The organism is Neobacillus niacini (assembly GCF_030817595.1).
GTDB lineage: Bacteria > Bacillota > Bacilli > Bacillales > Cytobacillaceae > Neobacillus > Neobacillus niacini_G.
In genome coordinates, this window is record NZ_JAUSZN010000001.1 from 5119650 (window position 1) to 5138597 (window position 18948).

An 18948-nucleotide genomic window follows, 5' to 3' on the forward strand; every position below is an offset into this window, starting at 1 on the left:
ATAGGTCCATTTACGCTTTTTTATTTATTGTTTTGACTTTATTAACTCATACTGTTAGTAAAAGTCAAAAAAATGAAACCGTTTTAAAAAGACCGTAAATTATCGGATATTTTTTAAATTTTTTCGGATAGTGAAAAAAATGGAAACCTTTACAATAATAAATGTAAGCGATTGATATGAATAAGGGGGAAACACCATGAAGAAGCTAGGCGTATTAGTCTTAAGCTTGTTATTACTATTTTTAACTGCATGTGGCGGTGGAGAAGAGAAAGCTTCTGGGGAGGGTAAGGTCACAGAACTGACAGTTTGGAATGACTGGACTGAAAATCGCCCGGAATATAAGGTTTATAAAGATATCATTGCTAAATTCAATGAAGAAAACAAAGATAGTATCCACGTTAAAATCGAAAGTATTCCACATGATCAATATGAAACAAAGCTAAGAACACAAGCAGCAGGAAAGCAATTACCGGATATGTTCCGGGTATGGCCTGGTGCACGTATTCAGCCTCTAGTTGAAGGAAAAGCGTTACTTCCTTTAAATGAAATCCTTGATACGTGGGAAGGGAAAATTCCAGAAGGTATCATGAAAGATTATGCAGTTGACGGAAAGCAGTACGCGATTCCAGCAAACATTAGTGAAACTAGCTTGATTTACTATCATAAAGATGCAGTGAAGAAAGCAGGATTTGAAGAATTTCCAAAAACGTATGATGAGTTAAAAGAGTTAATTAAGACTTTAAATGACCAAAAAGTAACGCCCATTGCACTAGGTAATAAATCGATTTGGCCTTTACAGTCTGTTTATATCTCAACGATTGCAGATCGTTTTACTGGCAGTGAGTTCTTACCAAGCACTTTAAGCGGAAAAGGCTCTTTTACGGATGAGAACTTTGTGAAAGCGTTATCGGTAGTTGAAGAATTAGCGAAGCTTAAAGCATTTAACGAAGATTTCAATACCATTGATGAAGCTCAATCTAGAACAATATTTAATAGTGGTGAAGCCGCTATGCACTTCGCAGGTTCTTGGGCAATTGGACCAATCCTAGAAGGTATAGAAAATATTGATAATATCGGCGTTGCTCCGTTCCCAAGCTTTGGCGGCGAAGGAGATACGGCAAAAATTTCTGGTGCAGCGGGCGGCGGTATCGCTCTTAATGCTGAATTATCTGGTAAGAAGAAAGAAGCCGCATTTAAATTCTTAGAGTACTTCTATGGTGATGAGTTGTACCAAGGATTAGCTAAGTCTAATATCGTTGTTCCAGTACAAGTAGAAATGGATGATAGCATTCCTGAAATTTACCAAACAGCTAACGGATTTGCACAAGGTGGTTTAGCACCCGTTTATGATGCAACGTTAACACCTGAGTTAACAGACATGATTAACAATGGCTTACAATCTATCACAATCGGTGAAAAGACACCTAAGGAATTAGCTGAAGAAATGCAGAAGGAAAACGAACAAGGAAAGAAATAATCTTTTAAAATACAGGTTGCCTCTTCTAAGGCAACCTGCATTTCATAGGGGAGATAAATATGCAACTAACTGGGAAAAGTAAAGCGGCTCTTATTATCGGTTTATTGCCGGCATTTTTGATTTATACCGTTTTTGCTATCTATCCGATTTTCCAATCGTTTTATTATTCCTTTATGGAATGGGACGGTTTTTCGGAAATGGAATTTATCGGTCTGCAAAACTTTGAGAATCTTTTTCAAGATACATTATTTTGGAATTCAGTAGGTAATAACATATTTGTTGTCATCGCCTCAGTCTTTGGACAGATTCCGATTGCGTTATTTATAGCTCTTTTGTTAAATAGAAAAATCAAGGGCTTAAAGATTTTCAGAACCATCGGTTTTCTTCCTGTTGTCTTATCAACGGTCGTGATCTCGCTTACATGGAGCCTCATTTATAATACGAAGAATGGCATGATTAACGAAATTTTAAGGGCTGTTGGCTTAGACTTTTTGGCACAAAACTGGTTAGGTGATACAAAGTGGTCGATGGTGGCTGTATGTATTACGGTAATCTGGCAGTTCGTTGGGCTCTATTTAATTATTTTTCTTGCAGCCTTGCAAAACATACCGGAAGAAGTAATGGAAGCGGCAAAGATGGATGGAGCCTCTGAATGGGTGACTACATGGAAAATAACCATCCCTATGATTTGGGACACGATTATCGTTGCGATTATATTGTGTATTTCCGGTAGTTTAAGAACCTTTGATTTAATTTATGTTATGACGCATGGCGGACCGTCTCATTCTACCGACGTTATGGCGTTGTATATGTTCAATGAGACATTTTCGAACCTGAAATATGGTTACGGCAGTGCGATATCCGTATTTATTTTCTTCTTCAGTCTCATTTTGATTGGAATTGTAAAAAAAGTTCTTGGTCAAAAATTTATTTGATGGGGAGGTGCAGTAAATGGAAACAACGATTAAGAAAACAACGCGATCTGCATTGCCGCTGCATCGAAGCACAAGGAATATGAGTGTAAAAAACACCCTCATATATGCAGTATTGATCATTTTTTCGGTGATCAATGTTTATCCTATTATTTGGATGATTATCAACTCTTTCAAGTCAGAAAAAGAATTTGCGGTGAATCAATTTGGTTTACCAAAGACTTTGGTTATTGATAATTATATAGAAGCGTGGGGTACCGCTAATTTAGGCGTTCTCTTTAAAAATAGTATTTTTATATGTTTACTAGCAACTATTCTCACTGTGTTAATCGGAGCGTTAGCTTCCTATTTTCTAGCAAGAATAGAGTTTAAGTTTAAGAATGCCTTGTATACCTTCTTTATTTTTGGGATGTTAATCCCAATACACGCTACCCTTGTTCCAATGTTCATTTTATTGAAAAATTTGGGATTATTAAATAACCCTATTACCTTGTTATTTCCGTACATTGCCTTTCATTTGCCAATTACGATTTTTATTTTAACCAGTTTTATGAAGGCTTTTCCAAAGGATATTGAAGAATCAGCGATTATCGATGGATGTGGAATCTTCCGGATATTCTGGTCCATTATTTTGCCGATGTCCCGTCCAGCACTAGCTACCGTTATTATTTTGAACTTTATTTATAACTGGAATGAGTTCTCGTTTGCTCTCGTATTACTTAATGATCCAGCCCTTCAAACATTGCCGTTAGGTCTTGCAAGTTTTGCTGGTCAGTTTACCGTTAATTATGGGGCACAAATGGCAGGTTTAACGATGTCTATGATTCCTATTATCATTTTCTATTTATTCTTAGAAAAAGAAATTGTAAATGGTATGACAGCTGGTGCCGTAAAAGGATAAACTAAAAGGTAATAAAATATAAGGCTGATGTGCATGATTCGAAATTGGGGATTAAAAAACAAATTTGTTACCGTATTCTTACTCTTGATTACCTTACCAACTGTGATAATTGGCTGTATTATTTACTATCAAACTACTACCGTTTTTAAGCAGCAGGCTGAAAAAAATGCGGTTGGTAAACTAGAAAAAAATGAAGATAACTTAACATCCATCATTCGTGGGATCGAGAATATGTCTTCTTATATGATTTATGAAAAAAACTTCCGAACATTTTTTACCGCCCCGGAGGAAGATCTTAATCAACCTGCGTATAAAGAGGCAGTTGCAGGAATTAATGGATATTTTACCTTTCAGCTTATGAGTCATAGCTATATTGACTCGATTCTATTAGTCGCCAATGATGGACATGTTTTAGAAATAGGGAGCCACATAATCGGGAATGAAGTCAGGCTGAACCAAGAATCAAGGAATCTTGAAGGTGCTCCATTTTGGAGCAATACCTATCAAGTGATGGAGAATGGATCTGCAAAAAAGAATGTTGTTAGTTTATCAAGGGTGATTAATGATATTAATCATATCGACACATCTATCGGAATGGTAAGAATTCGATTAGACGAATCTAAGCTATATAAGACGATTGAACCTAATACGATCGACCAAACTGGTGATTATTTTGTATTGAACAAAAAAGGAGAAGTTGTCCTGCACCAGGATCCTTCATTAGCCGGGAAACCATTTCCTGACAAGAATGTAACGCATTGGATTGTAAATAGTAAAAATAGCACATTGAAAATCAATGTTGAACAAAGTGACTATCTACTTGTGAAAAAAGCAATTGCAGGAACAGATTGGGTTTCGATTGCAATGGTGAATGAGGGAGAAGTGGTTAAAAGTTTATATAATGTCCGCGGTTTGTTTGTTTTTATGATTTTCCTTTTATTAGCGCTCGGGGGAATAGCTTTTGTTGGATTTTATCAATCCTTTATCCGAAGGATCGTGGAATTGACGAAGCAAACGAAGCAACTGGGAGAAGGCGATTTCAGTGCTAAGGTTCAAATCTCCTCACAAGACGAGATTGGGAAATTAGGACTCCGATTTAACCAAATGGTCACCACGATTCAAAATTATATTAATCGAGAATATAAGTTAAAGATTAAACAGCGTGAATCGGAATTGAAGGCTCTTCAAAGCCAGATTGATCCACACTTTTTATACAATACGCTGGACATGATTCGCTGGACAGCACGGTTAGAAAAAGCGATGGAAACAGGTCAGTTAATTGAGCGTTTATCCAAAATATTTCGTATGAATTTAAATATGGGAAAGATGTGGGTAAAGGTAGAGGAAGAAATCCAGTATATTCAAAATTACCTAGAGTTACAAAAGAGTCGAATCGGTAAGCGTTTGAATTATAGCATTTTTTATGATGATCAAATAAAAGATGTCTATATTATTAAGCAAATTTTACAGCCCTTAGTAGAAAATAGTATCCTTCATGGGTTTGAAAATTTGCCTAGACAGGGTGTTATCCAGATTCGAGCGTTTAAGGTGAATCAGGAAATTTGGATGGATGTAATCGATAATGGCTGGGGATTTAAGAATAAGAAACAGGTTGAAGATGATAATGGGAAAGGCAGCTATGCGATTTCTAATCTCATCGACCGCTTAGAGATTGCCTTTGGTGAGGAGGCAAAATTCGAGGTGTTAGATTCTGAGGTAGGTACATGGATCCGCTTGAAAATCCCTATATCCAAGAATGGAAATAGTAATCAAATTTCAAATGAGACAGGTGAGTAGTATGCCCTTTAAAATGCTAATCGTTGATGATGAACCCATTATTTGTCGTGGTTTGCAACAGACAATTCCGTGGGATGAATATATGGTGGAAGTTGTTGACCTTGCGTACGACGGGGCGGAGGCTATTCAGAAGATTAAGGAACATGGTGGCATAGATTTAGTATTAACCGATGTCAGAATGCCGAATGTTGATGGCTTGAGATTGGCAGCATTCCTTGCAGAGAACTATCCTGATATTCGGACGATTATCATAAGTGGGTATGACGATTTTAAATATGCACAACAGGCGATTCAATTAGGTGTAAAGGATTACTTATTGAAGCCGGTAGATGTAGATGAGCTTTTACGGGTCATCACAAAAATTATTAGTACCTTACAAGAAGAACGAAAATCTGCACAGCAAATCTATCAGATGAATTTACAAAATGCTATTTTTCATCTAGTTTTGGATTTACCTGATACGACTCCAAACCACTCGAGTTTATTTGCTGATGTGCGTATTTATCCCTTTGTTACGATGTTAAAAGACTATAAAAATAAAACAAAAGATCTTTCTGAGGAAGAACTGCAAAACTTGAATGTGGATTGGGAAAACCAAGTGGAAAATTCGTTAAGCAGTCAGGGGTTTGCAAGTGTATCGGTGTTTACGAGTAAAAACGTCTTACTCACTTGTGTGACAAATAATTTGTCTGGTTTTACTCAAGAGAATTTGGATTTTCAAGAGTTTAATTGTGTCGTTAATGATACTGACATTACAATAGGTCAGCTGAATGAGGTTTATCTAAGATTAAATGAAGATACTCGATATCTTCCTTTTAGTGAAGGTGGGCTTGTTGTCAGTCCTGTAAGTGAATCATTGGCTAATAAGTCAAAGGCTAACGACTGGTTAATGGATAGGGCAGAACAATATATCAGAACCTATTATGCCTCAGCAATCAAGGCACATGAGGTAGCGGACGTCATTAATATTTCCCCTAATTATTTCAGCTCATTATTTAAACAAAAAACTGGCAAGAGTTTTAATGAATATATTAATACCTTGCGTGTTGACGCAGCAAAGCAGCTTCTTGAAGAAACGCCTTTTAATGTAAATGAAATTGCGGAAAAGGTCGGCTATCGAGAATATAAGTACTTTGTTGATGTTTTTAAAAAGTTTACTGGCTATACGCCAACCAAGTATAGAAATGTAACAGCAAATAATATCAATCAATCATAAGAGTTTCTTATGGAACTGGAGGTAAGTAGCATGCAAAAGAAAATGAATGTACCGAAGGACTTTTTTCTTGGAGCAGCGGTGTCTGCATGGCAAACGGAAGGATGGTCTGGTAAAAAAGAGACTCAGGATTCCTTTCTAGACATGTGGTATAAAGAGAATAAAAATGTTTGGCATAACGGATATGGTCCTGCTGTAGCAACTGATTTTAAAAATAGATACAAAGAAGACATTGGTTATATGAAACAAATTGGTTTGCAAAACTTTAGAACTTCGATTAACTGGTCACGTTTTTTACTAGATTATGAAAATGCCGTGGTAGATGAAGAATATGCTAGTTATATAGATGATATGATCAATGAGTTAATTAAGAATAACGTGAAGCCGATGATCTGTCTTGAACACTATGAACTTCCTGCATCTTTATTTAAGCAATATGGCGGATGGGGATCGAAGCATGTAGTAGACCTATTTGTTAAATATGCAGAAAAAGTGTTTGAGCGTTATGGCGATCGCGTTAAGCATTGGTTTACTTTTAATGAGCCGATTGTCATTCAAACACGTGTCTATTTAGACGCAATTCGTTATCCATTTGAACAAAACACACAAAAATGGATGCAATGGAATTTTAATAAAAGTTTAGCAACGGCTAAGGTTATTCGTTTATTTAAAGAAATGGGCTTAAAAGATAAATATGGTGCAAAGATTGGTAACATCATTAACCCAGAAGTAGCCTATGCTCGTTCATCTGCTGAACATGATCAAAAAGCGGCACGTATCTTTGATCTATTTTACAACAGAATTTTCTTGGATCCCTCGATTAAAGGGGAATTCCCTACAGAATTGTTCGAATTAATGAACAAGCATGATATTGCTTTTGAAGCAACAGCAGAAGAATTGCAAATCATTAAAGAGAACACTGTGGATTATGTGGGATTAAATATCTATTTCCCATACCGAGTGAAAGCTCGTTCATCCGCTTGGAATGAAGAAACACCTTTCCATCCTGCCTATTATTATGAAAGTTTTGATTTACCAGGCAGAAAAATGAATCCACACCGCGGTTGGGAAATCTATCCTCAAGTTATGTATGATATCGCTATGCGCATGAAAGAGGAGTACGGAAATATCGAATGGTTTATTGCCGAAAATGGGATGGGTGTAGAAAATGAACACCGCTTTAAAAATGAAGAAGGCATGATCCAAGACGATTACCGTATTGAATTTATTAGTGATCATTTAAAGTGGTTGTTAAAGGGTGTTGAAGAGGGCTCCAATTGTACTGGCTATATGCTTTGGGCATTCAGCGACAACGTGTCTCCTATGAATGCCTTTAAGAATCGTTATGGCTTGGTTGAAATTAACCTCGAAGAAAATCGAAACCGTACGCTTAAAAAATCTGCTTATTGGCTAAAAGAAATTATCGAAACAAAACAATTTGAAGCACAGGATGACAATATCTATAAATAAAAAGCTACCTAGGGGCGTTTCTTAAGATGAGTAAATATTTAGCTTTTGATATCGGCGGAACATTTATTAAATACGGATTAGTTACCGAACATGCTGAAATCCTAGAGAACAATAAAGTGAAAACACCTGGTACATTAGATGAACTGCTATTGATTATTAAAAATCTTGCAGAGACGAATTCAGATATAAAAGGAATTGCGATTAGTGCACCTGGTGCTGTTTCGGATGAAGGCGTGATTTATGGTTCCAGTGCCATTCGTTATTTACATGGACCAAATATCAAAAATTTGGTTAATGAGCTAACTTCACTGCCGATTTACTTAGAAAATGACGCCAATTGTGCGGGATATGCTGAGATTTGGAACGGCGCAGCTAAGGGGAAAAAAGATGTGCTTGTTATGGTGATTGGAACCGGGATTGGCGGATCGGTGTTTAAAAACGGCCAATTGCATAAAGGGGCCAATCTCCATGGCGGCGAATTCGGTTATATGCTGCTAACTGGTGACATTCAAGACAGCAATGATGTTTGGAGCAGAGCGGCTTCAACCGCTGCACTGGTGAGAGATGTCGCGAAAAGAAAGCAAATCGATGTAGAGTCTATTTCTGGTGAACAAATTTTTGAGCTAGCTGATTCAGGAGATACAGATTGTATCGAAGCTATCAATCATTTCTATCACTTATTAGCCGTAGGGATTTATAACCTGCAGTACATTTATGATCCTGAAGTGATTGTTATCGGTGGTGGAATCAGTGCAAGAGACGATCTAATTGATGGAATCAATGGGAAGCTGGATAACATTTTATCAAGAGTGGACCTAGCGAAGATTAAACCGGAAATCGTGGCATGTAAGTATCGTCAAAATGCCAACTTACTAGGAGCAGTATACGGTGCTATGCACACTAGATTGAAATAGATTTTTAGTTAAAACCGCTTGGGTTCTAGTCATCCAAGCGGTTTTTGCTTAGCCTTTCTGAAAATTATGAGATAAAGCAAGGTGTTTTCTGGTATAATATAATATTAAGAATATACTTTTGAACAAAGCAAGGAGAGGGAATTTTGGAAGGTTTTTTTGGCTTGGCTTTAAATGTCATCCTCACCATTTATCTAGTCATTGATTCTAAAAAGCATGGTAAGAACCCTGTTCTGTGGGGGATTCTTGGTGTCGTTTTCGGTGCGATTGCTTTAGGGATTTATTTAATTCGAACAGATAGAAAGTTAGTCGGCTGGATCGTTACCATTCTAAGTATTATCGGATATTTAGCTCTAATCCTAATCGTTGGCTTGGCAATACTATTTACAGTCGCGGGATTTTCATAAGAAAAAGGAAGGGGATTCCCTTCCTTTTTTCTATAAGATTTGAAAGTATAAAATTTCCGACTTTGAGAATTGTCTGGCTTGGAGCGCCTAGGGGCTCGGGGTCATAAGCATGTCTAGTTGCGGCTCCTTGGGACTCGAGTCATAAGCCGTCCCCTAGGAAAAATTGAACTGCATTTTTCCCTGAAGAAGGCAAAAAGCGCCTTCTTGCAGGGTTCGTCTTATGCCTTCGTCCCAGGGCAGTCGCCTCCACATTTTAGACAATCCGTCAAGAAGGTAAAAACCAACCTTCTCGCCGGCTCGTCTTATGCCTGTCGCCCCTAGGAAAAATTGAACTGCATTTTTCCCTGTGCAAGGTGCTTCCGCTTTTCTTATCTAGCGGCGACAATCGATTTTCTTTTATACAACAATGCTCCCAGCATAAAGGACAGTGCACCCCATATGACCAACACTCCGATCCCAAACCAAAGTGTACTTGAGAACAGACCCGTCTCATAAACCATACTATCTCTCAAGCCTTCGGCAAAATAGGTGAGAGGCAGGAGATTGGATACCGGCTGCAGCCACTCCGGCATGGTTTCAACCGGAAAGAAGACGCCGCTCAAAAACATCATGAGGAAGCTGACAATGTTTGCTACACCCATATACGCATTTTGTGTTTGGCTGAAAGATGAAATGAGGTAGCCTACGGCATTGAAAGATAAAGCACCTATTAAAAAAACAATAAGCAGGCTGGAAAAATTGATGTAAAGGTTTGCTCCAAAGATGAAAACTCCAATTAACGATAGCAGCAGGATTTGGATAATACTGAATAACAGCCGCATAACCATATCACTTAGGCCAAATATCCCCATATTGGCAGGTGTCATCCGCAGCCTTTTAATCAAGCCTTTTCTGCGCATTTCCACTAAATCGACCATTCCAAACAGTCCGCCTTGAGCAATCGATAAGGCAATCATCCCGGTTAAAAGAAAATCGGTATAGTTTAATTCGTTACTTCCACTCGTAACGGATTCAAACTGAATATCAAAGGTAGGGGCTGCACCGACAGCAGACAAGTTTGCCTGTTGAACAATTTTATCAAGAATCGCTGTAAGGGCTTGTGTTGTCACCCCTTTTTCATCTTCCTTGTTAACGACAAGTACGAAAGACGTGTCTTCTGCCGATTCTGGCAGGACAATCGCCGCGTCGACTTCTTGATCTATTACCCCTTGCTCGGCCGTTTCTCGGCTCACCGGCTCACCTGATTTTACATCAAGGATGGGAAGTTGATTGATTTGCGTTAATAGCATTTCAGATGTCGGATTTGGATTAGCTGCTACAATCGCTATTTCCGATTGAAATTCATCATCTGAACTTCCACTAAAAATCACCATAAAGATAACCATTAAGATAACAGGGAAGAAGATTCCCCAGAACCATGCTTGTTTTTCACGAAGGGTTAATTTTAACTGTGCCGCAAACATTTTTTTAAACTGGTTAAAATTGCTCAAGTTAATCCCTCCATTCCTTACCGGTAAAGGCAATAAAGACATCCTCTAGACTCATTTCACGTATGGAGACCTGTTCCACTTGATAGTCCTTTTCCTTTGTAAACTTAAACAACTCTAAAAGTGTATCCTCAGGCTTAATGGTCCAGAGCTTTAATACCTCACCTTCACGCTCTATACGAGCTACAGAGCTAAGATTGTCCGCGAAAATAGCAGCCTCTTCAGCCGCTTTTTCTCCATCTAAGAAGGATAGGCGAACTTCTCTTTCCTTTGTTAATTTTTCAATGAGGGCTGACGGGGTATCGATGGTAACGATATTACCTTGGTCCACAATACAAACACGATCGCTCAGTTTTTCTGCTTCTTCCATATAATGTGTGGTTAGAATAGTCGTTTTACCTAACTTTTTTAGTTCGAGGATAATGTCCCATATGTGACGGCGTGCCTGTGGATCAAGGCCTGTGGTCGGTTCATCAAGGAAAATAATATCGGGATCACTAATCATCGCCAGTCCAATCGCGAGTCGCTGGCGCTGACCGCCTGAAAGTTTCTTTACTTGATTTTTACGATGGTCGGTTAGGTTAATCAGTTGAAGAATCTCTTCCGTTGGCCTTGCCCTTTCGTAGAAAGTGGCAAAAAGATCTAAATTTTCTTCTGGGGTTAATAAGTCAAACATCGCACTGGATTGAGGTTGAACGCCAATTTTCATCTTTATTGCAACAGCATGCTGTCCCCAGTTCATGTCCCCAAAACGGATTTCGCCATGGTCAGGTGTTACCAAGCCTTCAATCATTTCCAGTGTGGTCGTTTTTCCTGCTCCATTTGGCCCGATGATGGTGAACACTTCTCCTGCCTCCACAGAGAAGCTAATGTCCTGAACAGCCCTGATTGATCCGAATGATTTTTGTAAGTTTTTCACTTCTAGAACGTTCATTTTGTCTCCTGCCTTTCCTTGCAGCTTCGGACTATTGCCCTGTTTCTCTATATGTTCTATTTAAGGAAATCATTCGAACTTTATGCTAAATTCGCTGGAGTTCTTGCTGTTCAACATTCCGCCATAACATTTCAAACAAACTGTGAACTTAACACTATCCCCATATTATTAACTCTCGAAATTTAATATAGTATGAGTATAAAGAACAACCAAATATTGAAAGGCGGAATGACTTATGTTTAACAATTTTTTAAGAGAAAATAAAATCTCTGCAGCTATTTTAACTATTATTCGTTTATACCTTGGCTACTCTTGGTTCACAGCGGGTCTTCATAAACTTACAGGCGGCTTTGACGCTTCAGGATTTTTAAAAGGAGCAACAGCTAATCCCGTTAAAGGTCCAGATGGCACCATGGTGTATGCTTGGTATGTAGATTTCTTAAAAGGCTTTGCCCTACCAAACATTGATGTCTTCAACTTCATCGTTCCTTGGGGCGAAACATTAATTGGTTTAGGACTTCTATTAGGATGTTTAACAACGGCAGCAATGTTCTTTGGTTTAGTAATGAACTTCAGCTTCTTCTTAGCAGGAACAGTTTCTCATAACCCAACAGACATTTTCTTAGGTTTCATCATCTTAACAGCAGGATTCAACGCAGGCAGATACGGTTTAGACCGCTGGGTAGTACCTTTCATCAACAAAACAGTTAGCAAAAATAAAGCAAAAGCAACAGTATAATACAGGCGGCAAAAAGACGATTCGCTCCCCCTCGAATCGTCTTTTTTTACTGAATAGCTTATTTTTTATCAACTTTTATTTCAAAAATAGCTGGTGCTTTTCCTTCCGGCCATTCAATCTTTAGGTCTATCACAGGCGGGATATGATCCGTTGAGAAAAATTGGTAGCCAGAATCAACCGTTCCAAGATTTCTCCAACCTTTTGTCGTTCTAACAGAAACCTTACTGCCTGATAAGTCGTTTTGATTTTCTAAAATAGTGATCCCCGTTACAGTTTTTTCTGCTTCCCCAATGTGATAAAGAATTTCACCAGCTTCTGTTCCTGCCGGTTTGAATTTCGTATTGAGATTGCCATCGATTAGGTAATCCTTGGTATTTCCGTTTATATTTGCTGCAGTGGTTGAAATTGTTGGATTATTGACCTCAGGGTAATACTTGCCATCATTGATGACCAATTCCTGCATCCGCACCCACTTATCTGAACCAACCTTTGTTCTTGTCATCTTAAACCTTAAGTACTTGATCTTTTGATCTAAATCTCTGACTTCTTTTGCTCGGTATGGGGATTCGTGCTGGTCAAATATCGCTTCGGCCAGGTCTGCATTTGCAGCTTCACCCTCATTTGGACCATCTTGGCTGCCAAAGGTCATGACGGTGGTCCATTCGTTTCCATCTAATGAAGTCTCAATAATAGCGTGTCTTGGGTAATCATGCTCGCCCTCATTAATCACTGCTTTTAGACTATTAAGTGTAATTTCTTGACCCATATCATAGGTAATATACTTACCGGCTGTTTGACTATTCTTAAACCAACCAGGCGTATTGAAGTCGCCATCAAAGAGGCCAAGTGGGTTTTCTACACTTGTATAATTTGTTTCTTTGACGGATTTAGGCTCAACCTCAAAGGATGTTACGGTTAGACGATCTAATGTAAACTCTACGGGTTTTGCTTGGTTATTAAGCAGCCTAATATATCTGGCATCAGCGGGAGCAGCGTCGCTTTTTACCTTCTCCCACTTTAAGCCATTTAAGGATGTTTCTAGTGCTAATACTTTTACAGTAGGGGATTCAATGTCCAATACATCCTTGACTCTGCTTAATTTTACGCCTAGGTATTCGCCTTTGTTTAGCGTAATTGAACCCGCCGCATTAATGGAAGTGGTTGTCTTGTTTTCTGTTAGTTCAACGTTTTTGTACGCTTCTACATTCGTAAAGATACTAGCTCTTGTTTCTGCCTCTTGAAGTTCCAGCAGTTGTGAAACCTTTGGTGAAATTTTAGACTCTAAGTTATCGGTAAATGGCTGCAGCCTCTTTTTTGCTGGTTTTGCTTTCATCGTGCCGCTTAATAATGGTCGATCATAGTTTAAGCTTTGCTGACGTAAGGCAGTTGCTTTTGCATAGTGATTCCAGGTGTCTGATTTATTCCCTTCTTCAATGGCAAGGTCTGTTTTAATAAACTCGATGTCAGCTAATACCATGTCTCTTAACGCTTTGACAAATGGCGCTAACTCTTCCTTTAACTTTTCATTTTTTGTTTTTGCTAAAAATTCGTTTGCGGCGTCAGCAATGATTTGCAGCTGTGCAATTGCTTCGGGTGCCACATCTTTTAATGATTCCGTGTTATTCACTTTAGAAGTAATAGAATCTAACAAACTCTTAATATCTTCACTCTCTGACAGTTTAAGTCCATTTGGATCGGCATCGGACATATGTTTTGCTAAGGTATGAAACTCATCTGCTGCTTCTGGTTCGATATAGTGAAAGCTGTCCTCCCAGCTTTTTTGTGCATCAAACTTTTCTGTATTCCACGCATAATCAGCAACAGCGAATATGGCAATTTTTGAGGCTTCAGCTTCCTGCATCGGGTTAGTCACAGCACCAGCGAGATTTTCAATGCCAGTCTGAAGCATTTCCCCTTTTCCTAAAAACACCCGAGACATATCGACATCATTAACAGGCCAGTTGAGCCAGAATAATGGATCTCTTCGTGTTACACCGCCATTACTTCTGTTCTTAAATACATCAATGGTCGACTGGACAATTGGGGCACAGGTTGTGGAACCAGTCCAGAAGATTTGTATATTTTCATCAAATCCCTTTTCGTACGCATTTAGCTCGGCAGCATTCCACGCCCAGCTGGAATTATAGCTTGCCGGACAGTATAAGATATCATAAACATCGCCTTTTGCCTTTGCCCATTGGGAGACAGCCTCCATCAATTGGACCACATAATCAAGTGGAAGATTTCCAACGTCATCACCGAGTACACCGAATTGACGTACCCCCACATCATATAATTGATCGAACTTTGCCAGCATTTTTTCTGTATTTTCCGGAAGTAACTCCATAGCGGCTTGTTGCCCTTGTGTTCGAGCAATATGTGCCACCTCTCCTAATGGGGAGATTGTCCAAACAAAACGAGTTTTTGTCTCATTCCCTACTTGAGCCATTTCGCCAATTTCAGCTAACATTTCTGCTGGATAAGGCTCTCCCCATTTTTCTCTATGATATGGGTCGTCCTTTGGTGCAAAGACATAGGAAGTTGCTTTAAATTGACCGCCAAACTCCATGAGTGACATACGGTCCTCATTGCTCCACGGAATTCCGTAGTATCCTTCAATAAAACCTCTGATTTCTGTATTGGCATAGTCGTTAATGGTTAAATGCCGGACAACCTTGTCAGGGGATTGTGCCAGGATAGAGTTTAATGTCACCACACCATAGAAGCTTGCGTCTGTGTCTTTACCTAGAATTGTAATCGCATTCTCTTGAATGTCTAATTGGTAGGCGTCAATTTTTGAAAAATCGCTGCCCTCGCTATTTATATTTGCTGCTGCATGGGAATCTACTGGACCATTTGAGCCTTTTGTTCCTACTAAAATATTTATTTTATCATCTGCTGGTTTGGTCCCAATTTCTGGGGTGGAGTAGCCATTTTGTTTAAAAATCGTTTCTACTTTTTTTCTTGTAACGGAGTCTATGGTGTTGTCGTAAATGACTTGAATGGTTTTGTCTAATGTAAGAGAGCCTTCATGGTAGATTATATCTTGGGGTAAAGGGTATATTTCATATTCCATAGGTGAATCCTCCTGTGCTGCTGCAGTAAAGGTGCTCATGCTCATTACGGTTGAAAACAACATTGTAAAAATGATGGATAAATTGAGCCAAAACTTGGTTTTCAAAAAACATTCCCCTCTTTCTTTTGAAATTTTAAGCCTATGTTTTTTTGCAATCCTCCTTTTCCATTTTTTATATTTTGGTTGTTTGCTAGAAAATAAAAAGGCACAGAAAACTCACGAGAAATAATCTCGTTCTGTTTTCCATGCCTAGTAGGATCCAGTCACATGAAACCAAATATATACCATAATTCTAAAACGCTTACATCATGAAGGTCAATGCATTTCCTATATTTGGTAATAAAGTACCACGAAGAAAAATCTAAGTAGGTGAAAAGGAGTAACTGATATTCTAGCAAACATTATCACCTCAACTTGCTTCTTTAATTTAGACAGCAAATCTATTAATACTCCACTATTATAAAAATGGACCGAATTTTATAATAATTGGAAGTGCTTCCATTTTTGAGGAGCAATAAATGTTAGAGGAGGAGCAATATGAGAAGAAAAGGAAGTAAGTTGTACCGCCGCATTTTATCTGCATCGGCTGCAATCATGTTACTTGGTTCAATGGGTGCCCCTGGGGCAGAAGCCGGGGTTAACGGGGATGGAACAGCCGGCGTCAATGAGAACTATGCGGACAAGCTCAGTCTAAAGCCGCTGGCACCCGCTTTCAACGTGGATTCACTCATGGAATGGTCTCCTGAAAAGGATCCTGATGCAGAATTGAACCGCGCCAGCGTCCCTTTAAACGAGGACCGATTCAAAGGAGCTCAGATTAATCCATTAGCCAATCCAAAGGCTGGTATCACCTCTGCAGCAATCACAACGTGGAATCATGATGAAGCGAGTTCGGTAGGCAGCAATGACTTTAATGTATACGCTTTCGATAACTGGCAGCTGCTAGATTCTTATATTTACTGGGCAGGAACAAATGAAGGGATTTTCGCCATCCCTACACCAGATATTGTGGATGCCGCTCACAGAAATGGGGTGCCTGTTTATGCAACACTTGGATTCCCATGGGGCAGATCAGCTGAAGGACTTGCTGAAATAGAAAAGTTTACAAAGCAGACTTCTGACGGAAGTTTTCCTGTTGCAGACAAGATGATTGAAGTAGCCGAGTATTTTGGATTTGATGGATATTTCTTTAACCAAGAAACGTATGGCGTAAATCAGCAAACAGCTGAACGCATGAATGAAATGATGCGATATATCAAACGGAAATCCAACCTTAATGTCAGCTGGTACGATGCTCAGGACAATAAGGGAAACGTCAACTATCAGGATTCCATCAACAGCCAAAATGACATGTATGTGAAGCCGGCAGAGGATGGGGAATACGCCGTTGATGAGTTCTTTTTAAACTATAACTGGAATACCAGTAAGATTAACACAACCGTTGAAACGATGAATAGTCATAACCGGAATCCTTTTGACGCCTATGCAGGTTTCGAAATTCAACAGAATTCTTATAATACAAAGATTAACACGGAAGCACTGTTGGATGAAAAGAAACAGCCAAAGGTTTCCATCGCGCTTTATACACCAAACTCGACAATGGGGCTGGCAGAAAATCCTGCTGACTTCCACGAAAAAGAAAAAAATCTCTGGACTGGACCGCAGGGTGACCCAACCCTTGCAGATGATTCAGCCGATTGGAAGGGAATGGCTCGATTTGTAACCGATTCGTCTGTTATTCAGGAAATGCCTTTTACCACAAACTTTAATAGCGGCCATGGAAAACAATACTTTATTAATGGAAAAATCGCTAGTGATCTTGAGTGGAACAATCGCTCAATCCAGGATATTATGCCAACCTGGCGTTGGTGGATTCGCGGTGAAGGCAGCCGAATGAATGTATCCTATGATTTTGAAAAAGCATATAACGGTGGTAATTCACTGAAATTTAGCGGTACGCTCGATGCCAACTCCGAAAATGATACTATGCTTTACAGCACCAAACTGCCGATCACCGACAGTACAAAGGTCCGCGTGATCTATGAAAATCAATCAGGTGCAAATGTTTTGCTTGGTGTAGCATACAGTGAAGATTATTCGCGGGATAACATGAAATATTATTCACTTCCAGCGACAGAAAAGGGCTGGCAGACTGCCATCGTTGATTTGGGAGAAGAGGCAGGAAAGACGGCGTATGCAGTAAGTCTAAAAATTAGTAACTCTGAAAAACTTGAAAACTATGCTTTTCATTTAGGTCAGCTATCCATTTATGATTCAGCTGAAGAGGTTTTATCCAAACCAGCAGATGTGGAAATTTTAGAAGAAATGACGATGTCAGCATTTGAGGCGGAAGCCCGTCTAGGGTGGACCGAGCAGAAGAACGTATTGCATTATGAGATTTACCAAGAGAATGCCGATGGGGTGGAAACACTTTTAGGCGTTACACCAAATAACTATTTCTACACACCAAATATTACCCGTACAAATGAAAACGCTTCGAGTAATAATCGTACATCCATAAAAGTTGTGCCGGTCAATCAAGATTATGTACGAGGTGGAGCTGCTGTTGTTGACTTTGATTGGGGAATGGGTACGGATGCTACGGAGATTGAACAAAACCCAACCTCTGAGAATGTGGTTCTTGGCGCGCAAGTAACAGATGTGTCCGCAGAAAATGATGCTGAGCCTGCTGCGAAAGCATTAGATGGAACAGCAATCGGTAATAGTAAGTGGTGTGCAACAAATGCAAAGACTGGTTATATGACCATTGATATTGGTGAGGAGAAAACAATCAAACGCTGGCGCGTCGAACATGCTGAGTATGGCGGAGAAGCAAGTAATATGAATACCGTTGATTTCGAGCTGCTTTATAAAAATGAAAACGGGGATTGGGTCAGTGCAAAAAGGATTACAGATAATACGAAGGCTGTGACCGATATTGTTTTAGACCAGCCTGTCACGGCTAGAGAATTTAAGCTTCAGGTCTACAATAGTGGTACTTCTCCTTGGGGTGCGATCCGGATCTATGAATGGCAAATGTTTGAAAGTGACGCGCTGCCAAGAACGGAAAATATTATGATGCATTTTGCAAATGCTGAAAATAATACAGGTGCAAATGACCAGGTGACAATTGACAGAGTTCAACTGGGACAAACCGTTAGATTATATAACTCCTTGGAAACTAAGAATGTTCTAGCAGAAAAGGCTGCTGAAAAAGACGGAACGATTTCCTTCGAACAGTTGGATTTTGGACTTGAAGGCGGCAGAGTCTATTATACGGTTCAAAACGAAGGTGAGAGAGAAAGTCTGAGGTTCAGCACAGCTTACTTGAATGAAAAGGTAACGGAAGTGATGCTTCAAATCAATAACCTTCCTGCCGTTGCGGATTTGACGTTAGAGGATAAGGATATCGTCAATGATAGTAAAGTTGCCTACAACAAGCTTCACCCAACATTAAGAGAACAGGTCGCTAACTATGATACCTTGGTTCAAGCTATGGATCGTATACAGGAATTGAAAAAGAATTTTAATAATGGAAGCAAAAAAGGGGAATAGCGGGAAGCTCTGAAACTCACATTCTTCTGACACCAAAAGGGTCTCGTTT

At 39.3% G+C, this 18948-nt stretch carries 13 protein-coding genes; 10 read left to right on the plus strand and 3 right to left on the minus strand.

All coding sequences use genetic code 11. The features are described from left to right. Positions 1 to 196 precede the first annotated feature (196 nt). The 8 genes from QFZ31_RS24275 (at position 197) to QFZ31_RS24310 (ending at position 9108) form a co-directional block, all read left to right on the plus strand. Positions 197 to 1477, plus strand: a complete 1281-nt coding sequence (locus QFZ31_RS24275; protein ID WP_307307871.1) for an extracellular solute-binding protein — start codon at positions 197 to 199, stop codon at positions 1475 to 1477. 59 nt (positions 1478 to 1536) lie between these two features. Beyond that, positions 1537 to 2412 (plus strand): carbohydrate ABC transporter permease, encoded by an 876-nt coding sequence (locus QFZ31_RS24280; RefSeq protein WP_307307873.1) that lies wholly within the window; start codon positions 1537 to 1539, stop codon positions 2410 to 2412. A gap of 79 nt (positions 2413 to 2491) precedes the next feature. Continuing rightward, a complete protein-coding gene (locus QFZ31_RS24285) occupies positions 2492 to 3310 on the plus strand; it encodes a carbohydrate ABC transporter permease (protein ID WP_373459933.1) in 819 nt (272 codons plus the stop codon). A gap of 33 nt (positions 3311 to 3343) precedes the next feature. After that, a complete protein-coding gene (locus QFZ31_RS24290; RefSeq protein WP_307307877.1) occupies positions 3344 to 5107 on the plus strand; it encodes a sensor histidine kinase in 1764 nt (587 codons plus the stop codon). A 1-nt stretch (position 5108) separates the two neighbouring features. Then, positions 5109 to 6323 carry a response regulator gene (locus QFZ31_RS24295; RefSeq protein ID WP_307307880.1) on the plus strand — a complete coding sequence of 405 codons (1215 nt, stop codon included), beginning with the start codon at positions 5109 to 5111 and terminating at the stop codon, positions 6321 to 6323. 30 nt (positions 6324 to 6353) lie between these two features. Continuing rightward, entirely contained in the window at positions 6354 to 7790 is a 1437-nt protein-coding gene (locus tag QFZ31_RS24300; RefSeq protein WP_307307883.1) for a glycoside hydrolase family 1 protein, read from the plus strand. Positions 7791 to 7816: 26 nt separating this feature from the next. Then, positions 7817 to 8704, plus strand: a complete 888-nt coding sequence (locus QFZ31_RS24305) for an ROK family protein (RefSeq protein ID WP_307307885.1) — start codon at positions 7817 to 7819, stop codon at positions 8702 to 8704. Between the two features lie 143 nt (positions 8705 to 8847). Next, entirely contained in the window at positions 8848 to 9108 is a 261-nt protein-coding gene (locus QFZ31_RS24310; RefSeq protein WP_307307888.1) for a hypothetical protein, read from the plus strand. Between the two features lie 368 nt (positions 9109 to 9476). On the opposite strand, the gene QFZ31_RS24315 is transcribed toward QFZ31_RS24310, so the two are convergent. Continuing rightward, the gene (locus QFZ31_RS24315) at positions 9477 to 10598 is read right to left on the minus strand and encodes an ABC transporter permease (protein WP_307307891.1); all 1122 of its coding nucleotides are present in this window, start codon (positions 10596 to 10598) and stop codon (positions 9477 to 9479) included. Position 10599: 1 nt separating this feature from the next. Then, complete coding sequence (locus tag QFZ31_RS24320; RefSeq protein WP_307307893.1) at positions 10600 to 11529, minus strand: ABC transporter ATP-binding protein; 930 nt, start codon at positions 11527 to 11529, stop codon at positions 10600 to 10602. 235 nt (positions 11530 to 11764) lie between these two features. Between QFZ31_RS24320 and QFZ31_RS24325 the strand changes: the two genes are divergently transcribed. Next, a complete protein-coding gene (locus QFZ31_RS24325) occupies positions 11765 to 12268 on the plus strand; it encodes a DoxX family membrane protein (protein ID WP_307307896.1) in 504 nt (167 codons plus the stop codon). A gap of 58 nt (positions 12269 to 12326) precedes the next feature. Here the strand turns inward: QFZ31_RS24325 and QFZ31_RS24330 are convergent, their stop codons facing one another. Continuing rightward, entirely contained in the window at positions 12327 to 15449 is a 3123-nt protein-coding gene (locus QFZ31_RS24330; protein ID WP_307307899.1) for a beta-N-acetylglucosaminidase domain-containing protein, read from the minus strand. Positions 15450 to 15881: 432 nt separating this feature from the next. Here QFZ31_RS24330 and QFZ31_RS24335 point away from each other — a divergent pair, with 432 nt between their 5' ends. Next, complete coding sequence (locus QFZ31_RS24335; RefSeq protein WP_307307902.1) at positions 15882 to 18899, plus strand: endo-beta-N-acetylglucosaminidase; 3018 nt, start codon at positions 15882 to 15884, stop codon at positions 18897 to 18899. Positions 18900 to 18948 lie beyond the last annotated feature (49 nt).